At 48.6% G+C, this 19,657-nt stretch carries 14 protein-coding genes; 1 reads left to right on the forward strand and 13 read right to left on the reverse strand.

What is annotated here, in order from left to right; genetic code table 11:
* Window positions 1-47 precede the first annotated feature (47 nt).
* From BMW65_RS02025 to BMW65_RS02085, 13 genes are all read right to left on the reverse strand, one after another.
* Entirely contained in the window at window positions 48-641 is a 594-nt protein-coding gene (locus tag BMW65_RS02025; RefSeq protein ID WP_090602361.1) for an RNA polymerase sigma factor, read from the reverse strand.
* Between the two features lie 60 nt (window positions 642-701).
* Window positions 702-920, reverse strand: coding sequence for a hypothetical protein (locus tag BMW65_RS02030; RefSeq protein WP_090602363.1), 219 nt, complete (start codon window positions 918-920; stop codon window positions 702-704).
* A complete protein-coding gene (locus tag BMW65_RS02035; RefSeq protein ID WP_090602364.1) occupies window positions 917-1,285 on the reverse strand; it encodes a hypothetical protein in 369 nt (122 codons plus the stop codon). The genes BMW65_RS02030 and BMW65_RS02035 overlap by 4 nt, the downstream gene beginning before the upstream one ends.
* Window positions 1,286-1,419: 134 nt before the next feature.
* Complete coding sequence (gene ggt, locus BMW65_RS02040) at window positions 1,420-3,129, reverse strand: gamma-glutamyltransferase (RefSeq protein WP_090602366.1); 1,710 nt, start codon at window positions 3,127-3,129, stop codon at window positions 1,420-1,422.
* Window positions 3,130-3,173: 44 nt separating this feature from the next.
* Complete coding sequence (locus BMW65_RS02045; RefSeq protein ID WP_090602368.1) at window positions 3,174-4,634, reverse strand: SusD/RagB family nutrient-binding outer membrane lipoprotein; 1,461 nt, start codon at window positions 4,632-4,634, stop codon at window positions 3,174-3,176.
* A gap of 21 nt (window positions 4,635-4,655) precedes the next feature.
* Entirely contained in the window at window positions 4,656-8,042 is a 3,387-nt protein-coding gene (locus BMW65_RS02050; RefSeq protein ID WP_218145319.1) for a SusC/RagA family TonB-linked outer membrane protein, read from the reverse strand.
* Window positions 8,043-8,154: 112 nt separating this feature from the next.
* Complete coding sequence (locus BMW65_RS02055) at window positions 8,155-9,147, reverse strand: FecR family protein (protein ID WP_090602369.1); 993 nt, start codon at window positions 9,145-9,147, stop codon at window positions 8,155-8,157.
* A gap of 99 nt (window positions 9,148-9,246) precedes the next feature.
* The gene (locus tag BMW65_RS02060; RefSeq protein WP_090602371.1) at window positions 9,247-9,828 is read right to left on the reverse strand and encodes an RNA polymerase sigma factor; all 582 of its coding nucleotides are present in this window, start codon (window positions 9,826-9,828) and stop codon (window positions 9,247-9,249) included.
* Window positions 9,829-9,977: 149 nt separating this feature from the next.
* The gene (locus BMW65_RS02065; RefSeq protein ID WP_090602372.1) at window positions 9,978-11,558 is read right to left on the reverse strand and encodes a calcineurin-like phosphoesterase C-terminal domain-containing protein; all 1,581 of its coding nucleotides are present in this window, start codon (window positions 11,556-11,558) and stop codon (window positions 9,978-9,980) included.
* 26 nt (window positions 11,559-11,584) lie between these two features.
* Window positions 11,585-13,021: a RagB/SusD family nutrient uptake outer membrane protein gene (locus BMW65_RS02070; RefSeq protein WP_177180954.1), complete on the reverse strand. Its 1,437-nt coding sequence runs from the start codon at window positions 13,019-13,021 to the stop codon at window positions 11,585-11,587.
* Window positions 13,022-13,124: 103 nt separating this feature from the next.
* Complete coding sequence (locus BMW65_RS02075; protein ID WP_177180955.1) at window positions 13,125-16,448, reverse strand: SusC/RagA family TonB-linked outer membrane protein; 3,324 nt, start codon at window positions 16,446-16,448, stop codon at window positions 13,125-13,127.
* Window positions 16,449-16,662: 214 nt separating this feature from the next.
* Window positions 16,663-17,634, reverse strand: coding sequence for a FecR family protein (locus BMW65_RS02080; RefSeq protein WP_090602377.1), 972 nt, complete (start codon window positions 17,632-17,634; stop codon window positions 16,663-16,665).
* 116 nt (window positions 17,635-17,750) lie between these two features.
* Complete coding sequence (locus tag BMW65_RS02085) at window positions 17,751-18,365, reverse strand: RNA polymerase sigma factor (RefSeq protein WP_177180956.1); 615 nt, start codon at window positions 18,363-18,365, stop codon at window positions 17,751-17,753.
* A 180-nt stretch (window positions 18,366-18,545) separates the two neighbouring features.
* Between BMW65_RS02085 and BMW65_RS02090 the strand changes: the two genes are divergently transcribed.
* Window positions 18,546-19,520, forward strand: coding sequence for a FecR family protein (locus BMW65_RS02090; RefSeq protein ID WP_177180957.1), 975 nt, complete (start codon window positions 18,546-18,548; stop codon window positions 19,518-19,520).
* Window positions 19,521-19,657 lie beyond the last annotated feature (137 nt).

The raw sequence follows: 19,657 nt of genomic DNA on the forward strand, positions 1-19,657 counted from the left end.
CCCAAGACCGCCAAACCTACTTTGATTTTATATTAATTGTTTATGAATTAATGGTTAATTAGGCTCAGAAAGAGCGAGAGGCCGATTAAAAATTCGCCATGCTGTTGGTGGGACACTTTCTTCTTTAGCCGCTGGACGGCTTCAGAAAGGTTATTGGATACGGTCTGTTCAGCCAGACCCAGTTTTTCAGCGATTTCTTTGATGCTCAAATTGTCACACCGAAGCAAAAAAGACTGCTTCATATTTTCGGGCATACCATGCAACGCATTGTCCAAGGTGGCTTCCAATACATCACGCGAAACTCGGTCGTGGTCGTCCGTGGTGAATGGTTCCATTTTGGCTACGGCCTGATCAATGACGTGTTGTTTTACACGTTCGGATCTGAAATGATTCAGCACTTGGAACTTTACTGCTCCCAATAGAAATTGTTCCAGCGAAGTCCGGATGAGTAAACTTTCACGCTTTTGCCATACACTGATGAAGACATTTTGTACAATGTCTTTGGCCACGTCTTCATCTGCAACACGGCTATACGTTTTTTTGTACAACATTTGCCAATACCGATCATACAGCAGCTCGTAGGCCTTTGGAATGCCCGTTCTTAACGCATCAATTAATGCTTCTTCCGTCATCAGCATCATACTGTGCGACAAAAATACCAAAGCAGTATTAAGGCAACGTTATATTTTCTGGATACTGGTTTACCGTAGTATGGCAACAAGGGCTGTAAGCAATGTTGCAATCACGGCAATTCCTATGATGATGCGTTGTTTGGCCTTGCGCGACGACAGTAGATATTGGGTCTGAATATGATACCGAAGCCCAACAAGCAGTTGGTGAGCAAGCTGCAGTTCTTCTTTACCGTCTGGCCATGTGTTTGTTACCGTTCCGCGTTGACCCGTTAGTTTGCTCTTTGTCATTTGTATCGTAAATGCTTATCGTTAAGAAGAACACCCAACAAGCCTGATAATTTCTTTACGTGTAATGTTACTTCGTCGATGATATGAAGGATATTCCACCCGATATTACCTTTGTGCTGTTTGCCCAGTCCATGGGCAACAATGTATTCCTCCACCGTCGTCTTCATGTCGGGTAGCTGCCTCCGCTTGTCCCAAACTTCTGCAAATAACCCCTTTACCCGTTCAAACGCTTTATCCTTGTTACCTGTCTCCATCAGCAAGGGTATATAGAGTGACTTCCAATGCCGATTGCAAAACAGGTAAAACGCTTCTTCGTCCGAATGTCGGATGCGGACAATCAATTCTCGATCAATGAAGTTTTCCACATTGCAAAGTTAGTGGAGCAATGCAACTAAATCAGGTACAGGATGTTATGAATTTGTTAAAAAAGGCCATCTCCAAGCGTAAAAGAGATGGAGATGGCCTGTTATCGTCATTGAGTAAAAAATGTCAGTACCGCCTAATATCCGGCAGCCTGCCCGTCTTTCCTGCTTTCGGAAGCACCATAATATACCTGATGTTCGGCATCGTAGCGGATGGCCTGGTAGCCTCCATGGCCTCCGGTACTAAGGTTGATCCGATGCCCTTTTCTCGCAAGACCGAGTATGGCTTCTTGGGTAAAGCCTCCTTCCAGCGACACGCTCCCGCCGTTGTCCATTATACCACCGTCGGGGCCCGAGGACCCCGAATGACTTACACGTGGTGCATCGCCAGCCTCCTGGATGTTCATGCCAAAATCAATCATATTGATCAATACCTGTACGTGGCCCTGTGGCTGGAAATCTCCCCCCATTACGCCAAAGCTCATGTAAGGTTTACCTTCTTTGGTGATAAAACCCGGAATGATGGTATGGAAAGGCCGTTTATGCGGCGCATAGGTATTAAAATGCCCTTCTTCCAAATTGAAAGATGTCCCCCGGTTCTGCAGGCTGAAACCCAATCCGTCCGGCACGATACCTCCACCCATACCCGAGTAATTACTTTGAATCAGCGACACCATGTTTCCCTCCTTATCCGCTACGGTCAGGTAAATGGTGTTCTTCCCCTCAGGCATACCCGGTTTGTATTCCCGGCTTGCCCGGTCGGGATCGATCAGGGCACGGCGCTCGGCAGCATATTCCTTGGATAATAATCCTTCCACCGGAATGTCGGCAAAGTCCGGATCCGCGTAATAAACAGCCCGGTCCTCATACGCCAGTTTCTTGGCTTCGATCAGGTGGTGCAGGTATTCCGCGCTTCCGAAACCCATGGCCTTAATGTCATAACCTTCCAAGATGTTGAGCATCTGTAGTGTCGTCATCCCTTGGCCATTAGGTGGCAGTTCCCAAATGTCGTATCCCCGGTAATTGGTCGATACAGGATCAACCCAATCCGAATGGTGGTCGGCCAGGTCTTTTTCGGAGATGTACCCACCTTCCCGCTGCACGGTAGTGGCAATTATCTTGGCAATTTCCCCCTTGTAAAAGGCGTCCCTGCCACCTTCTGCTATTTTGGTCAGCGTAGCGGCAAGATCAGGGTTGCGGAAAATTTCACCTTTTTCTGGCGTACGGCCGTTGGGCATATAGGTCTTTTTAAAATTTTCAAACCGTTGCAGGGAACGAGCATACCCCCGCCATGCAGCAGCGATGACTTCGGTAACCGGATAACCCGCTTTAGCGTAGTGAATCGCCGGTTGGAGCAGTTCTTTCATCGGCAATTTGCCGAAGCGGCCATTCAGCGCATACCAGCCGTCGACACATCCGGGCACCGACACCGCCAGTGCGCCGGAAGACGGTATCCCCTTAAGACCTAATTGGTTGAATACGTCCAGGGTAAGGTTATAGGGCGAGCGTCCGCTGCCATTAAATCCGTACAGCTTTTGGGTTTTGGCATCCCAGACGATGGCAAAAATATCCCCGCCTATTCCATTGCCGGTAGGCTCCACCACGCCGAGCACCGCATTGGCTGCGATGGCCGCATCCATGGCCGTACCCTCTTTTTTCAGGATGTCTATTGCCGCTTGCGTGGCCAGGGGATGGCTGGTTGCGGCCATCCCCTGCTGGGCAATGACTTCCGAACGGGTAGCAAACGGTTTGCCGGTAAAGCGCGGCTGTGCTTGAACAAGCGTATATTGAAAAACAAACAAGCTGCATAGCAGGCAGATTGTCTGGCTAATAGGGCGATAATTCATTTCTTTCTTCGTTTACACTAATAAGACTTCACTGTTTTTAATTGTCAATCCACATCCCACCAAACAGGTGTATTGATATTGTCTGGCCCCTGAGCAGCTACAGCGGCTTCATAGCTCTCCCTATTGGTTACCTGCAAGTCGCTCGGATAAAGGAACCTGACGGGAATGCGATCATTGTTGCTGTTTACGATGGAAGGTGTCAGCACGGGGAACCCGGTACGTTTCCATTCATGCCAAGCTTGGTAATCGTTAAAAAATAGGCCTATCCAACGCTGCGTCCCTATCAACTCCAGTGCATTGGCAGGGGTATAAGCAACCCCAGGCTGGTTCAGGTATTCGGGCGTAGCTTCAATAGTCACACCGGATACGCTTTTGTAATACTCCATGGACGCTTTTATACCCTCTTCGTAATACGTCTTCGCATCTCCATTGATATATCCTTTTACGGCACTTTCAGCCAGGATAAATTTCAATTCGGACAATAACATGACGATACCCTGTGCCGGAACCGGAACCTGCTGCCCATTGTAATAAATTATCCCTACTGAAGATACTTTGGCATCGATATCGCTTGACAGATTCGAATCTTCCTCGCCATTGCGCACACCGGCATATGCCGGCGAACCCGCTTCTACCGATTCGTCTGTTGGATTTGCGAATATTCCCAGCCGGGGATCTTTCAGGGTGTTGAGTTTATCTGCAAATGTCTTGGATATCCGACGTTGCAGAAAGAAGCCACCGCGTTCGCTGGTAATCGGGAAAAGATTGGGGGCCTCTACATATTCAAGCGCCACATTATCGGCAAGGTTTTCCATGAGGGGAAATTTTGCCGGGTCATTCAGCATTTCCTGCATATCTGCGGATGGATTGACCCTGGCCGACCGCCTGAGCAACAACCGCAACCGTAGGGAATTTGCAAATTTTTTCCATTTCAGCACGTCTCCGTTGAATAGGATATCGTTTTGAATAAGCTCGCCCCCATTTACCGCCAATAATTCATTGGCCTGCTTAAGTTCGTCAATCAACCCTTGGTAAACCGCTTCCTGCGGATCAAAACGGGGCGTATAAATCGGCGCATCCGGATCCTTCGCTTTCAGCGCCTCACTGTATGGCAGCGCACCGTAGCAATCGGTCATCCGGGAGAACAAAAATGCCCGCATCACCAGTGCGACGCCCATATAGTTATTAAAACCTCGCTCCGACGCCACATCATACAGGTTTTGTACATTCCGTAGCGTAGCATACCCATTGCTCCATACGTTCATTGAACCTACCTGGTAGCGATCAATACCCGGCTCGCGTATTTCAGCCGCATATTGCATGAGAATATTGCCCCGGTAAAAGCCATCACTGGCCAGTTCATTGACGGTGCTTCTGATGATGTTTACCATCAGCAATTCGGGGCTTATGACCTCGGGGTTGTTTGGATTTGCATTGATGGATTCGAAATTCTTATCGCAGCTGACCAATATGATCGCTACGAAAACGAAAAATAATTTTTTCATATATTCGATTAATAGCTATGATTACAATTTAAAGCTGAGATTAAGACCGATGCTTCTTGCGGAAGGAAGCGACATGTTTTCGACACCGGGAATGACCGCGTCTCCCTCCAAGGATGAAGTATCCGGATCCACATGGGGCACTTTGGTCCACAATGCAAGGTTCCGCGCTACCAGTGAAAACGTGATGTCTTTTACCGGAAATCTTCCCAGTAATTTCTGAGGTATGGCATAGCCCAATTTTACCTCTCTTAATTTTATCCAAGTTCCGTCGAAAATACCTGCTTCATTATTAAAATAGCCATCAAAGTGACGTTCAGCAGAGACCCTTACGTCATTGGGTACATACGTTCCCTCTGGAGTTTGCCGTACGCCGTCGGCGATAATTCCCTCTTCGCGGCCTGCCAGTGATTCAACCAGTTGACCAGCTTCGTTTCCTCTCACGTACATGTAGGAGTAAAACTCACCACCTTGTTTCCAATCGATTAAGAAACTGGCTACAACCCCTTTGTAGCTAAATGCGTTGTTGATGCCCGCCATCCAGTCCGGATTGTAGTTGCCCAGCTTTTGTTGGACGGGATCGTTTTGCGCATCCCCGTTGATGTAAACAATGTTCCCGTCGGGATCCCTTAAGTATACGCTACCGTACATGTCTCCCATTCGTTCACCCACCCGGGCCTGGTTGGAGATCCGGCCGCTGGGTAGTGAATAGGTATCGATGCCATCCACCAGTTCCACCACTTTTGCCCGGTTGCTCGACCAATTAATGTTGATGTCCCAGTTGAATGTGCGGGATCGAATAGGCGTAACGTCCAGCATGACTTCGTATCCCCGGCTCTGTATTTTTCCCGCATTTAAGAACCGGGAAGTATAGCCACTGGTCTGGTTGATCGGCAAGTTGATGATCTGGTTTTTACTCACCGTATTGTAGTAAGTAAAGTCTATTCCGACCCGGTTGTTGAAAAAGCGCAAATCCGTACCCAACTCGTAGGTATCGAGCATTTCAGGAAGCAGCTTGGCATTTGCGATGGACGCCGGTTCGGATACCGTTTGGTAGCCGGACCAAGCAGTCCCGTAGCCATACACATTCCGCAACCGGTAAGGGCGGGTATCATTCCCCACCCGTGCCCAGCTCAACCTTAGTTTTCCGTAGCTAAGTACATCGGAGGAGAGGTTCATAAAATCCGTAAAGACGCCGCTCAGCGACACGGAAGGGTAAAAATAGGAGTTGTTGGCTACTGGGAGCGAACTAGACCAGTCGTTTCTCGCCGTCACATCGAGGAAAAGCGAATTCATGTACGAAACCTGCCCCATACCGTACAAGCTGTTGATGGCGTATTTTGAGTCATACTGTTGGCCTACCAATGGTATACGCGAGTTTCCAAGGTTGTAAACCCCCGGTACATTCAATTGGCCTGCAGTCGTCGAATTATCTTCCTGTATCTGGCGCATTTGGTTTCCGCCGGCTGATACCCGCAGGTTCCAGTTGCTTGTCAGTTCCTTCGCATAGGTAAGCAAGAAATCGGAGTTCCTTTCCTGGAACACGTTTTTCTCCAGCCTGTACATCCCCTGCCTGTATGCATTGGTTCCCACCGAACGGCGGGTATCCCGTCGTTCATTGCTTTGATCGATCCCCGTTCTTGCCATCAAGCTCAGTTCGTCCGTAAACTGGTAACTAACGGAAACGTTTCCTATCCATCTTGCCTTCTTAAAACCATTGAGGTTTTCATAAGCGCCAAAGTATGGATTGTCATTGAACGAATAGTTATACGTAAAGGGCTGGGTACCTTCGTATCCTTTAAACCAATAGTCCCGCATCTTATCGGTAGGGACCTGCCGGCCTTCCCATATCCACGTATACACCGGGCTTTCATTTCCATAACCGATTACCGACCGGTTATCGCTGTCAATATTGATGTAATTGACAGATGCATTCACCGTGAGTTTATTGGTAAAGTTATAGCTGGTGTTCAATGCAATATTATCCCTTTTTTGATCAGTATTGGGCACAAGACCTGTTTGATCAAGTCGGGTATAGGAAGCCCTGAAATTACCTTTGTCATTGCCTGCGGAGAGGGCTATGTTATTGGTCACCGTTTTGCCAGTCTCGTAAAACTCCTTTACGTTATTCGGATAAGGAACCCATTTGACAATCTCCCCATGATTAGGCGGAAACTCGGTATTGACCGGGACGGCCATGTCCCTGCCATCCAGCCGAGGGCCCCAGCTCCTGCCACCGTCGCCGATATTGTATACGCCCCCGCGCCCTGCACCATATTCGTTCTGGTAATCCGGCAATAACATGACCTTTTCCAACGTAGCGGTGTTATTGAAAGAAATACCAATGCCTTGCGATGACGTCCCTTTTTTTGTCGTAATCAGTACCACGCCATTACCAGCCCTTGAGCCGTATAAAGCGGCTGCGGTAGGGCCTTTTAGCACGGAGATGGTTTCGATATCATCCGGATTGATTTCGCCTGCACCATTGCCATAATCGATCTTTTGGCCTTGGGAAGAAGAACTGATTGAGTTGTTGATGGGAATACCATCTACGACAAATAGCGGTTGATTGCTTCCTGCAAGCGATGTTTCACCCCTGATAACGATTTTGGAAGAACCACCAATACTATTAGAGCCATTCACAATGTTTACACCGGCTATTCTTCCGGCCAAACCATTCACCAGATTGGTTTCCCTTGCCTGGGTCATTACATTGCCCTTAATCTCCTGCACAGCATAGCCCAATGAACGGCTTTCGCGCTTTACACCCAAGGCGGTCACCACCACTTCATTCAATGCACCAGCTTCTTCCGTCAGGGTGAAATTAAGGGTTGTGCTACTGCCTTCCTGTACGGACACGTTCGATTGGCGTTGTGTGCCGAAGGAAATATAAGTCACTTCTACCGTATAGGAGCCGGGCTGTACGCTGATGGTAAAATTACCCTCCCTATCCGTGCTGTAACGACGATTGAGCTCTATGATGCTAATGTTGGCACCTGCCAACGGCTCACCCTGTGTATCCGTGATGCGACCGATAATCCGTCCTGGTTGCTGTTTACGGTATAACACCACCGTATTTCTCGCTTTTTCTTCGTAGCCAACTTCCGTACCGGCAAGCAGGTAATCGAGAATATGTCCGATGGGCTCCGATTTGAATATTGCCGCATCTACATCGACCTTTTCCAATTTCAGCAGCTCTTCGTCAAAGGCAAACTCCACCTTACTTTGTTGCTGGAGTTGCTGAATAGCCGCATACAAACTCGTGCTTTCAAAAGCAATATTCAAGGATTTCCCAAGAGCCTGTCCCTTGGATGTCTCCGCAAGCAGCAGTTGCGAAAATGCGATAGTCACGGAGTAAATCAAAATTGTCGTACGCATGATAATCCGTATGAACAATGTGTTTTTATTCATATTTTTGTAGTCTTAGTAGTTAATGAATTGCTAAGCCGCTATGCGCCAGGGTCTCAAGCTAAAGCATAGCAGACATTTTCCAAACAGGCGTCACTTTGATGCCTGTTTTTTTTCATGGGTATATGGTTATCTCATTACCTGTCCTCCTATAAGTCGTTTTATGAATACTGCAAATCACGTCCATCGTTTCTTCCAACGAACGGTCTGCCCGCAAATTCAGGTTGTAGTGGTGGCGCATGGTACGTGGGTCGTCGCTTTTCAACCGTACCCCGTACAAGTTATATAGGGCCAAAGCCAATTCGTCAAACCTCGCTTTTTCCAACGGCACCAAGCCGCTTATCCAACCGTTGGCGGTCGTATGAACGCTCTTGGCCATGCGCAGTTGCCCGTTCATTTTGTGGTAAGTAAGCCCTTCATTTGCTGTGAGGTAGCGTAGCACACGTGCTGTGTCGCTCACCCGCACCTTTCCATGGGTCACCGCCACAGTGATATCCTCCAAGAAGTCGTATGATTTGACGTTGAATGCTGTTCCTAATACTTCCACGTGCAAATCGGCTGCCTGCACCACAAACGGCCGCAATGTATCCCGTGCTACCTGGAAATATGCTTCGCCCTCATCCAAAAACACTTCGCGTGTATCGCCATCCATGCGCTCCGGGATGCGGATGACCGAATTGGCATTCACATGGATGACACTGCCATCTGGCAGGACCAGTTTTTTGATCTGCCTTATCCCGGTCTTCACTTTACGGAAAGCCAGGTGCTGTGCGGACAACTGTATTTCTTTTTCCAACTGCTGCCTATGCAGTGTCCACCAAATCGCGCCGCCAAGCGTTGCGATAAGTACCGCCGCGACGGCCATCCGCTGCCAAGGCATTCGCCGATGTACGCGGGGCACCGCCGCCGGATAGGCAATGACCTGCTGTATACGCGCATCGAGTTCGTTCCGCAGCGCTTGGGAAGCTTCGTCGTCTTCCAGTCCCGGCACCTTGGCTTCCGATTCACCAAACGAGTCGTACCAGCGCTGCAAGAGTTCCATGTCTTCCGCAGGCAGCTCTCCTTTGAGGTATCCGTCCATCAGGTGCCTGAATTTGTTTTTGTCCATTGACCACTAGTTGTGATGGGGCATTCCATGCCGCTCTATAGGATGAGTAGTACTAAGGGGGAATGCGTCCCCGTAAAATCGATTAAGAAATCTTGATGCTTAGGTTAATAAAACGTAAAGCGTGAGGCAGATGGCCGAAAAATCCTCGGGGAAGTCTTTGGACACCGCATTGCGTAGTCGGTGTAGTCCTTTGGAGATGTTATTCCTGACGGTCTTTTCAGCCAGATTGAGCGACTGGGCGATTTCATCCACGGTATAGTCCCGTATGCGAAGTTTGAAAATCTCCCGCATGGTTTCGGGCATCTGCGCCAATTCGTTATTCAACGTCTTGGTCAAATCTTGCTCGGTGAGGATATCACGCATGTGCGCCTCCACTTCCACCATCCGTTCGTACAGGTAGGCAAATGCCCGGCCATTGATGTCCACCTTCCTGAAATGGGCGATAAGCTGGTATTGCAAAGCCGATCGGAGATACGCCTCCACAGACGTGGTTATCCGGATGGCCGCCCGTTGCTGCCAGCAATAGACAAACACCTCCTGCACCATGTCCTTGGCAAGTTCCGTATCGCGCAGCCGCCGATAGGCAATCGCGTACAATTTTCTCCAATAGGTGTTGAAGATGCTGGTGTAATTTTCTTCCGTAAATCGGAAAAGCTTTGCCTCCTGGGCCGATGAATCCATGATGAAACCTTGGCGTTCAGGAAGCAAAGCTATAAATACAACGATTAGGTAGCGCTAATGTAGTATTAAGTTGTCGTTAATTCCGCTATTTGGATACATGGCCTGCCATGATGAAACGTCGGCATCCCGGAAGCAAAGCTATTCAATCACTAATATTTATCTTCTTCGATTCGGAAACTACTCGTTTGTATAAATTGCCTGCCATAATCATCCGTTGCCCGTACTTGGATGCGATGGGTACCGAGGCCCCGGTCGTTCGTGAGAGGAGCCATCCAGAGGTGTGAACAGTTGGCGGGCTCGGTAGGGCGCCGTCCACGGAAAAGCGTATCCGCAGTGTCCCAACGATACAGCTCGGCTACATACGCAGGATCCGGCTCCAGTGTGTGGCGCATTGGCTGCCAGTCTTCTTCATTGATACGGTACTCCATCTTGCTGCCTTTATGGCCCATGAAAAAGTTGGCGTAGATATGACCGCGCCCCTCCCACCAAATGGTTGCCAGCACCTTCCGATGGAAAAGCCCAATTTGATAGTCAGTGGGTTTCCCAGCAACTTTGAAGTCTGCCGTATACCGATTGCCCGAAATATTCAGGTAAACGTACCCCCGGGGCGTCCCGTCACTCGCCGTGGCGTCCGCTACGCCCTGTTCATTAATCCGGCCTGAATTCCAGTTGCCACACGTGGCCCCAATATTAAACTCATGGAGGGGCGTCTCATTGGGCCACCCATCTTCTTTTCCATAAAAGAATTGCTGCTGCTGGTGAGTATGGGCTGACAGCGCCAACACATTCGTATAACCGCGAAAAAAACCGAACAATTGCTGCCGATCGGATAGGCGCATGGAGTTGTCGTTAAGGTGTTTTAGCTGGATGTGATTGATCAATACGATCAACTGGTCCTTTGCCACATGTGCCAAATCATTCTTCATAAAATCAAGCCGTTTTTGGCTATACCCGGACCATTGGCCACGGCCACCTCGCGGATCGGGCACCAAGTTATCGTCCAACACAATGAAGTGGGCTTTGCCGTAATTAAACGAATACGTTGCTGGCCCGAAGTTCGCTTCGAAGGTCTCATCGTGCAGCGAATCGGCCAGGGCATCCTGGTTCAGGTCATGATTACCGATCACGTTATACCAAGGAACACCCACTTGGGCCATCAGGGCGGTATAGTCGGGATACAAGGTCATGTCACTTTGTACAAGATCGCCTAATGTGATTCCCATCACCACGTCCTTGGCATTACGGATTTCGGACACGATACCGCGCTCGAAGTAACCCAGTTCACGCTGGTCCAACACCTGTGGGTCGCCCAGAACCAGCATCCGGAAGTCTTCGCTTTCAGCATGCGGCACCAAGGCAAAGTCCACCGATTTTGGCAACGGGCCGGTGGGTGCTACGCCCTTGTACTCCATGGTAGGCGAACCGTTGGGCTTATGGATATAATAGTATTGCGGCTGGTTCGCCATATTGAGCCGAACCTGGTAACCGGCGGGTTTGATCACGAAAACGATATCGTCGTTTCCGATCGGGAGTTCATACGTTCCGGTATTATCGGTCAAAACCACTTCTTGCCCATTACTGACGGCTACACCGGCAAGTCCTTTTTCCCTCCGTTCCTTCATGCCGTTCTGATTCGTGTCTTCAAAGACGAAGCCTTTCACCACGTCTTGGGCAGACGCGGTAACGTTCCAGAAAACAAATACAATGCTTAAAAAAGTTGATGCGTTCATAACTTACAATGTGACAGTTAATTCGTTTAGTAACCCGGATTTTGTTCCAATAAATAATTGTTGTTTCGCGCGGCTTCGGGAATAGGCCAAAGGTACTGGTGCGATAAAAAGCGCTTATAGTCGCCCAGAATATTCTGAACGGTAGGTAGCACTGTTTCAATGGTACCCCATCGTTTCAAATCAAAATACCGAAGCCCTTCAAACGCCAATTCTATCTTGCGTTCTTGCCGGATAGCTTCGCGGAGCTGGACTTGTGTAAGTCCATCGTCCAACGCCGGTAACGCGGTGCTCGGCCGTTGCCGTACGGCATTGATCGCTTCCAATGCGGTGGAAGATGGCCCAGATGCTTCGTTCAGTGCCTCGGCATACATCAACAAGACATCTGCATAGCGGATGACCACCCAATCCTGGTCGCTCGGTTCGGCCGGGTTTTCCGTGGCGGGAAACCGGGATTTATTGAGAAACTTTTCAATGGCAAGTCCATTGGGTGTAAAATTAACGCCGTAACTAAATCCATCAAACCCATCGGGTTTACCGGGCCAAGGCTTGCCAAGATAGAGCACGCTCAAATCCAGCCGGGGATCCCGGTTTTCATAAGGCCTGTCCGGATGATACAATGGCGATTCATCGGTGGGCAATCCATCAATACAACCAAAGCTGTCTACAAACGATTGGATGGGCAATGCGGCTACCGAAAACCAGGTGCCGAAATATACGTCCATGCCCGTACGTGCATCATGAATGTTGTTGGGTGCCAGAAAACGGACCGAAAACAAAATTTCGGGGGAGCTTTCCTGCGTGCCGTCAATGAAGACATCCTTCAAATTGGGATCCAGCGCAAAGTGACCGCCTGTGATGACTTGTTCCAAAGCAGTCGCAGCTCCCGGGAAGTTCCCATTGTACAACAATACTTTCCCTTTTAGCGCTTGTGCAGTACCCCTAACCGCATGGCCATTATAAGCGATGTCTGGCAACAAATTAATGGCTTCATCCAGTTCGCCAAGTATAAAACTGACCACTTCTTCCTTGGAGCTGCGGGGTAGCTTGCTATTCTCCAGCGTCAACGGCTGGTCGGTAATGACCACGCCTCCAAAAAACTCGCTCAACTGGAAATAACTGAGTGCACGGATAAACTTTACCTCACCGATGAAGGTATTTTTGGCGGTCTCATCCATCGCGACCCGATCTACATTGGCCAAGAAAATATTACAATCACCGATAGCCTGGTAGAGCGCCGTATAAATCCCCTGAATGTTTCCATTGTTGGGTTCGATAATTCCTTGGGCCATCGTGGCATATGGTCCCCGATCCCCTTCGTCACTCAGTGCCGAAAAGTTGGGTACCTGCCATGATAATGCAGCATACTGCAACCGTGCATATACCGACGATAAGGCGAGGTTGACATCGTTTTCGTCTTTCCAGAACGTTTCAGAAGACAACTCGGTGAGGGAATCCTTATCCAAAAACGAACTGCATGCGTTAAGTAGGCAACTGCTACACAACAATAAAAAATACCACCTGCGAATTATAAAAAAGCAATTTTTCATGATTTCAATGAATGATAACTTAAAATTGGATTTTAGCCCCTAACGTGTATACCTTATTCTGCGGATAGCGTACCCCGCCTCTGACCGAATCATCCACCCGCTCGGGGTCAAACTTGTTGAAGGGGGTCCAAGTGAATAGATTCTGTCCCGACAGGTAGATAACCAACGAATTTATACCGATTTTGCCGATCGCACGTGAGGGTACGCTATATGACAGATCGAGGCTCCGCAGCCGGAAATATGAAGCGTCTTCCAGGAAAAAATCCGAGCGTTCGGACAGTGCTTTGTCACCGGTCGGATAAATACGGGGCATGGTGGTACTGGGGTTTTCAGGCGTCCACCGATTCCGCCATTCCGCGGGTGGGGGCGACCCCTGACGGAATGGCTCAAAGCCCCATTGTCCGGTATAAAACTTGCGGCCTTCCAACCCATACCACAGGGAACTGAGCGAGAAGTTTTTATAGTTGAGGCCGAAATTTATCGAATAATCAAAATCCGGGTGCTTGCCGTCCATGTATACACGGTCTGCGGAATTGATCACATTATCGCCATTTTGGTCCTTATACTTCAAGTCCCCGGGCTTCGGCTGGTTCGCCTGCGTAGCCGAATTGGCGATCTCATCTTGCGATTGGAAGATGCCCTCCACTTCCCATAGGTAATAGGTCTGCAACGGATGGCCTTCCTGGTTGATGTATGAGTCGCCAAAGGTGGTGGATCCATACCGAACCAACTTGTTGCGGTAAGTCGACACAAATGCACCAAGGTCAAAGGTGAGTTCGTCCACGAGCCGGCCACGGGTATTGATGCCCAGCTCAAACCCTTTGTTTTCTACGATGCCATCGTTGATGAGCGGTGCCGCCAATCCGACCTCCAACGGAATATCGGCGTTCCTTAGGATATCCGTGGTCCGCTTGTTGAAATAATCAAAAACGATATTCAGGCGCCCCTTGAATAACGTAGCGTCCAACCCGAAATCGGTAATCGTAGTGGTTTCCCAAGAGATGTCCCGGTTATTCAGCCGATTTTGCCGTACGCCCGAAGAAAGCGTGTTGGTAAACGGGTAACTGCCTGCGAGGGTCAATAGCGCCTGATAGGGGTAGTTGCTGATCTGTTGGTTGCCCAACCTGCCCCATGACCCACGAAGTTTCAATTCATCCACCCAATCGGCCTTGAAAAAAGCTTCATTAGAAAGCCGCCAACCAGCAGAAAAAGAGGGGAAAAAGCCCCACCTGTTTTCCTTCGCAAAACGCGAAGAACCGTCATACCGTGCGTTGACTTCCAACAGATAACGCTCGTCAAAATTATAGGAGGCACGCCCGAAATAAGACAGCAGTGCCCACTCCTGGGTGTTGCCGTAGTTTGTCTGGTTATCGAGGGGTCCGGCATCGAGCTCTTCCAGCGCACTGGTTACAAACTCCGTCCGCGCGGCACCCAAAACACTTTGCTTATACGTCTCCAAACTGCTTCCGGCAACCAAACGAACTTGATGTGTGCCGAACGTACGATCAAAATTCAGGTAGGAGTTGACGGTCGTTTGGTTATAGTTCGATCGGGATTGGGTAAGGTTGTTATTGCCGAATACACCCACCTCTTCGCCCGTGGTGAAACTATAGAGCGGCGTCCTGTCGTTCATGCCCTTTGATTCATCAAAAGAACCGGAAACGGCCGCGGTACCCATCAGATTGAGGTAGGGATTTACATTCACTTTCAAGTACCCTTGGAGCTGGTACTCGCGGTTGACCGTATTAAAGAGGTTTTCCGTGGAAACCAACAACATATTTTTGTTGTTGATTTCGTTGGGGAATGCATTCAGCGTGTACCGTCCACTGCCGTCTGGCAATTGCGGTGCGTAAGTCGGTCGCTGCGCCAGCGTTGACAACAAAGGATCCACGCCATCCCCGTTGCTATCACCGCTTGGGTAGTCCCTGTCTTTGAAAATGATCGCTGCCTTCGTGCCGATTTCCAAGTACTTATTTAGTTTGGAATCCATATTCACCTGCACATTGGTCCGTTCCATATGATACCCATTAAACGTGCCCGGCTGGTTGAGATAGGCCAGCGCTATGTAGTAATTGGTAGTGCCGCTCTGCCCGCTGGCTGTAATCGAATGGTTATTCACGCTGCGGGGTTTGATCAATTCATCCAGCCAGTTGACATTGGGGTATTGCTTGGGATCCGATGGATTTCGGTAAAGATTAATCTGCTCTTCCGTATAGGGCGTGCCGCCACTGTTGAAGTTTGCGATTGCCTCGTTCCACAGCTCCATATACTCAACAGAATTCCAAATCAGATCGGGCAATTGGGTCGCCTGATGTATCGCCGTGAAGCCGTTGTAGTTAAATCTCAATCTATCGGTTTCTCTACCCGTTTTTGTCTGGATCAGAATCACTCCATTCGCAGCCCTTGCACCGTAAATTGCTGCCGAAGCGGCATCCTTCAATACCGACATGCTTTCGATATTTTCGGGATTGATCGCGTTGATGTCGCCACCGGCCACGCCATCGATGATCACCAATGGGCTCACGCCAGCTCCACTAAAAGTCCCATACCCCCGGATCCGGAGGTTTGTACCTTCCGCGCCCGGCGCGCCTGAATTCTGCACGATCTGCAGGCCGGGGAATCGTCCTTGCATCAGCGTGGCTGCATTTGTAAAATTGCCTTCAGCGATCCGTTTGGAGGATATGGAAGACACTGCACCCGTCAGGTTTTCTTTTCGTTGTGTTCCGTAACCCACCACGACGACCTCACCGAGTGCCTCCTCACCCGCGGTTAGTGAAAAATCTAAGACGGCTTGTCCGTTTTCGGGCACGACCGCTTCCCGGCGTTGGGTACCATGGGCCACATAGCTGACCTCTACGGTATAGGTTCCCGCTCGTAGGCTGATGGTGTAATTACCCTGCTCATCCGCGCTGACACTCCGGTTTACTTCTACGATCCTGATGTTCGCTCCGCTTAACGGTTGGCCCTGATTGTCCGTAATGTGTCCGGTAATCCTTCCGGCAATTTGCTGGGGATCTTTCGCTACGGCAATGATGTTGCTGTTTTGTGTAATTTTTAACTGGAAGGTAGCAGCGAGCAGTTCCAACAAATCATATAAATTGACTTTACGCCCGATAGCCAGACCGCTGTTGGGTAGGTTTGCAACTTCCTGTTCGTAGTAAAACCGGAATCCAGTTTGTTGTTCCAGTTCCCGAAAAATGTCGCCAAGTTTCTCTTGTTTTTTGACCTGTTGACCGAGGGTCACATCGATCTTACGTAAATTTTGTGACAGCACATCTGATGCTAAAATGACGCCCGTAACTGTACAGGATATCACCACAAGCAAAAACAGTAATCGTGACATATCACAAATTCTTTTTATTGCATTTTTATTTCTAATATTGTTCATTGTTTTAAAATTCATTTTCGTAAAACGGGTTTTGAAAACACATAGGGCGGGGTGGTGAGAAGCTTCCGCTCTATTTTTTTCGTTTGTCAAATACTGGATATGTTGTCGTCGTTATGTACGTTATGACTGCATCCTATTCCTCCTTTCTTTTGCTTCATTACCTAATGATCTATTTCCATATCTTCACGTGGTTTCCACGTATTTCAAAGTGGAAGTCTCCGGCCAGTGAAAGCATCTTGAGCACTGCTTGCAAGGGTTCGTCCTTTACCGATAAGGACAGCTGTCGGTTATTGACCGACGGGGATGCAATCGTTATCGTCACGCCATACCAACGTTCGAGCTGCATCGCAATTTCTTCCAACGGCATATCCCTGAAAATCAATTCTCCATCTTTCCAATTCAGTGCCTCCGATAGATCAGTCTCTTGCATGACACCCTTTTTTGTTGCCGAATGATAGCTAACCTGCTGGCCTTTTTCCAGCATCCATTCCTGCCTATCATTTGTGGGCTTTACCGATACCTTTCCAGTGGCCACACTAACCGTCTGCACCCCTTCATTGCTATAGCTTTTTACGTTGAATGAGGTACCCAACACCCTTACGTCCAGGCCATCGGTGTGTACCAAAAAGGGCCTGATAGAATCCGGGCTCACTTCAAAAAAAGCTTGTCCTTCAAGAAAAACCTCCCGTTTGTCTGGCTGAAAGTCCTTCGGATAACGGATCGTACTGACATTGCCCAACCATACACGCGAACCATCAGCGAGTTTCAATAATTTACGCTGTCCGGCAATGGTGCTATGTTCGGTATAAACAAGCACCTGCGAACCCGCTTCCACTCCTATGGGTTGTTGGCTATAAAAACGGATGATCAATGTCGCAATGGCAAACAACAGTACCGCCGCTGCGCTTGCTGCCCAAACAAATTTTCTTGTCCTTGATTGGATTGGTATCGGAGGCTTAATTGCCTTCCGTAGTTCAGCTATGGAGCGTGCTTTCCATTCTTCCGCTGCCTGTTTATCCATTCCTTCGTCCGTGTCCAGTTGGTCAAGCCATCTTGCCACCAATGCCTGTTCATCGGGAGATGCCGTTCCTTCAATCACCTTTTGGTACAATCTCCTTAGTTTCTTATCGTCTTTCATCATTGGTTTCTGCGTTGCACTAATGTCCCTGAGTCTACTATACTAAAGCATCAAAAGCCCAAACATACCAGTGCTTGGACATTAAGTTTCCGTGAATAATTATTAATGATTTATTAACACTAACCCGATATGATCCACCAAAGCAGGGCAATGCAAAGCGCGGATAGGTTTTGTGCTTCCAAGGATTTGCGAAGGCGTTTCATGGCAGCGTGGAGGTGGTTGCGTACCGTATTTGGAGATAAGCCGAGGCGCAGGGCAATTTCGTTGATGGTGAATTGTTGCTCACGGTTTAGCAGGAAAACCTCCTGCATACGCTCCGGCATTTGTGCAACCGTGAGCGCAATGGCATCCATGATGAGTTCAAATTGACTTTCAAACACCTGGCCCAATGATTCATCGGGCTGAACCACCGGGTGTTCGCGTTCTATGAATAGCCTGAAATTTTCCAAATGCCGTTGTTGGAATCCTTGTGTCCTGAAATAGGTGATCAACTTATACCACAATCTTTTTTTCAGCCAAGCGAGGGATAAGCCATGTAAGGGAAAAACATCCCGTTTATTCCAAAGCTCCAAAAACAATTCCTGCAACAGGTCATAAGCTTCGTCCCGGTCGCCCAATTTCTTACAAGCGATCTGAAACAAGACTGACCAGGATGCCTCATGTAACTGCTCAAAAAGCTTTTCATCTGATGCTGGCACATCGATTTGTGTACTCCCTTGCTTTGCTGTCTTCACGAAAGCAAAGTATAGCATTGGATATTTATTAAAAGCGAAATTAAAAAGAACAAATTATTAAGGCCATTGACATCTTTTAAAGCCCCTCTTGTTAACAAAAAATTAATCATTTGGTATTCTATTATTGAAGTACTTCCTGTTGTTATCATGCACTATATAGGCGTTACTACACAGATAAAAGTGGATCAGAAAACTTTTCAACGTTTATTGAAAAAATACCAGGAGGGTACTGCAACCGATGCCGAACGCTATGTCGTTGATACGTGGTACGCACACTTGGGTCAGCCCCCGGTAGCCATTCCGAATATCCAAACCGCAGAACAAAAGGAAGCGCTGAAAGCTCGCCTGTGGGCTGGCATGTCAACCCATAGGCCACGTAAGATACGGTATCAAAGGACTTGGTTACGAATTGCCGCCGGGATAGCGCTCGTAATGGGTATTTCTGTATTGCTTTATGTCGTAAATGTAGCATACCCAACACGCGACGGGCAGCGATCGGCCTCACCAACCTTCTTGAGCACAATCACGACAGGGAGCAAACAGCTTAAGCGGATTGTCCTGCCGGATAGCACACTTGTTTGGCTCAATGCCAATTCTACTTTGCAGGTAGCCAGCAATTACGGCAACCCTACCCGCCTGCTAAGCTTAACTGGCGAGGCTTTCTTTGAGGTGAAAAGGGACACGTTAGCTCCATTTAAGGTACTGACCGACGGCATCACCGTCAATGTGCTGGGAACTTCGTTCAATATCCAATCCTATGCGGATCTTTCCAACATCAAAGTATCCGTGGCAACAGGCAAAGTACTCGTGGCCGATACTGCTGGAAAGCCATTATCCGAATTGCGTATCGGGCAGCAACTGAGCTATGATAAGGAGTTACAAACGTCGACTATCCATCGATTGGAGTCTACAGGATATGAGGCTTGGCGGAAGGGGAATGCCGTGTTAGACAAAGCCGATTTCGCCGAACTTTCACGACACTTTTTTAACCTATACGGGGTGCAGTTAAAAACCATGGACAACCGTGTAATCACTAGTCGTTTCAACCTAACCATGCAAGCAGCCCATTCAGCGGAAAAAACAGCAACTATGCTTTGCAAGATTTTAAATAAAGATTTTAGAAAGGAGGCTAATGGAGATTTCGTGATTTATTAAAAAAAACACAGATGCCAATTCAGTAGCACCTGTGCATTAAATTTTAGGGTAGTAGCGGTAGTTTGGTCGCTGCGCTACTGCCAAACGCAGTCATTAACACAGTAATAACCACGCCCAAATATAGGTAAATATTGGAC

It is taken from the genome of Parapedobacter koreensis, assembly GCF_900109365.1.
GTDB classification, from domain to species: domain Bacteria; phylum Bacteroidota; class Bacteroidia; order Sphingobacteriales; family Sphingobacteriaceae; genus Parapedobacter; species Parapedobacter koreensis.

Coding starts and splice junctions, on each gene's coding strand:
- BMW65_RS02025 (WP_090602361.1), bottom strand. CDS start 641: ATGATGCTGATGACGGAAGAAGCATTAATTGATGCGTTAAGAACGGGC.
- BMW65_RS02030 (WP_090602363.1), bottom strand. CDS start 920: ATGACAAAGAGCAAACTAACGGGTCAACGCGGAACGGTAACAAACACA.
- ggt (WP_090602366.1), bottom strand. CDS start 3,129: ATGAATTATCGCCCTATTAGCCAGACAATCTGCCTGCTATGCAGCTTG.
- BMW65_RS02045 (WP_090602368.1), bottom strand. CDS start 4,634: ATGAAAAAATTATTTTTCGTTTTCGTAGCGATCATATTGGTCAGCTGC.
- BMW65_RS02050 (WP_218145319.1), bottom strand. CDS start 8,042: ATGAATAAAAACACATTGTTCATACGGATTATCATGCGTACGACAATT.
- BMW65_RS02055 (WP_090602369.1), bottom strand. CDS start 9,147: ATGGACAAAAACAAATTCAGGCACCTGATGGACGGATACCTCAAAGGA.
- BMW65_RS02060 (WP_090602371.1), bottom strand. CDS start 9,828: ATGGATTCATCGGCCCAGGAGGCAAAGCTTTTCCGATTTACGGAAGAA.
- BMW65_RS02065 (WP_090602372.1), bottom strand. CDS start 11,558: ATGAACGCATCAACTTTTTTAAGCATTGTATTTGTTTTCTGGAACGTT.
- BMW65_RS02075 (WP_177180955.1), bottom strand. CDS start 16,448: ATGTCACGATTACTGTTTTTGCTTGTGGTGATATCCTGTACAGTTACG.
- BMW65_RS02080 (WP_090602377.1), bottom strand. CDS start 17,634: ATGATGAAAGACGATAAGAAACTAAGGAGATTGTACCAAAAGGTGATT.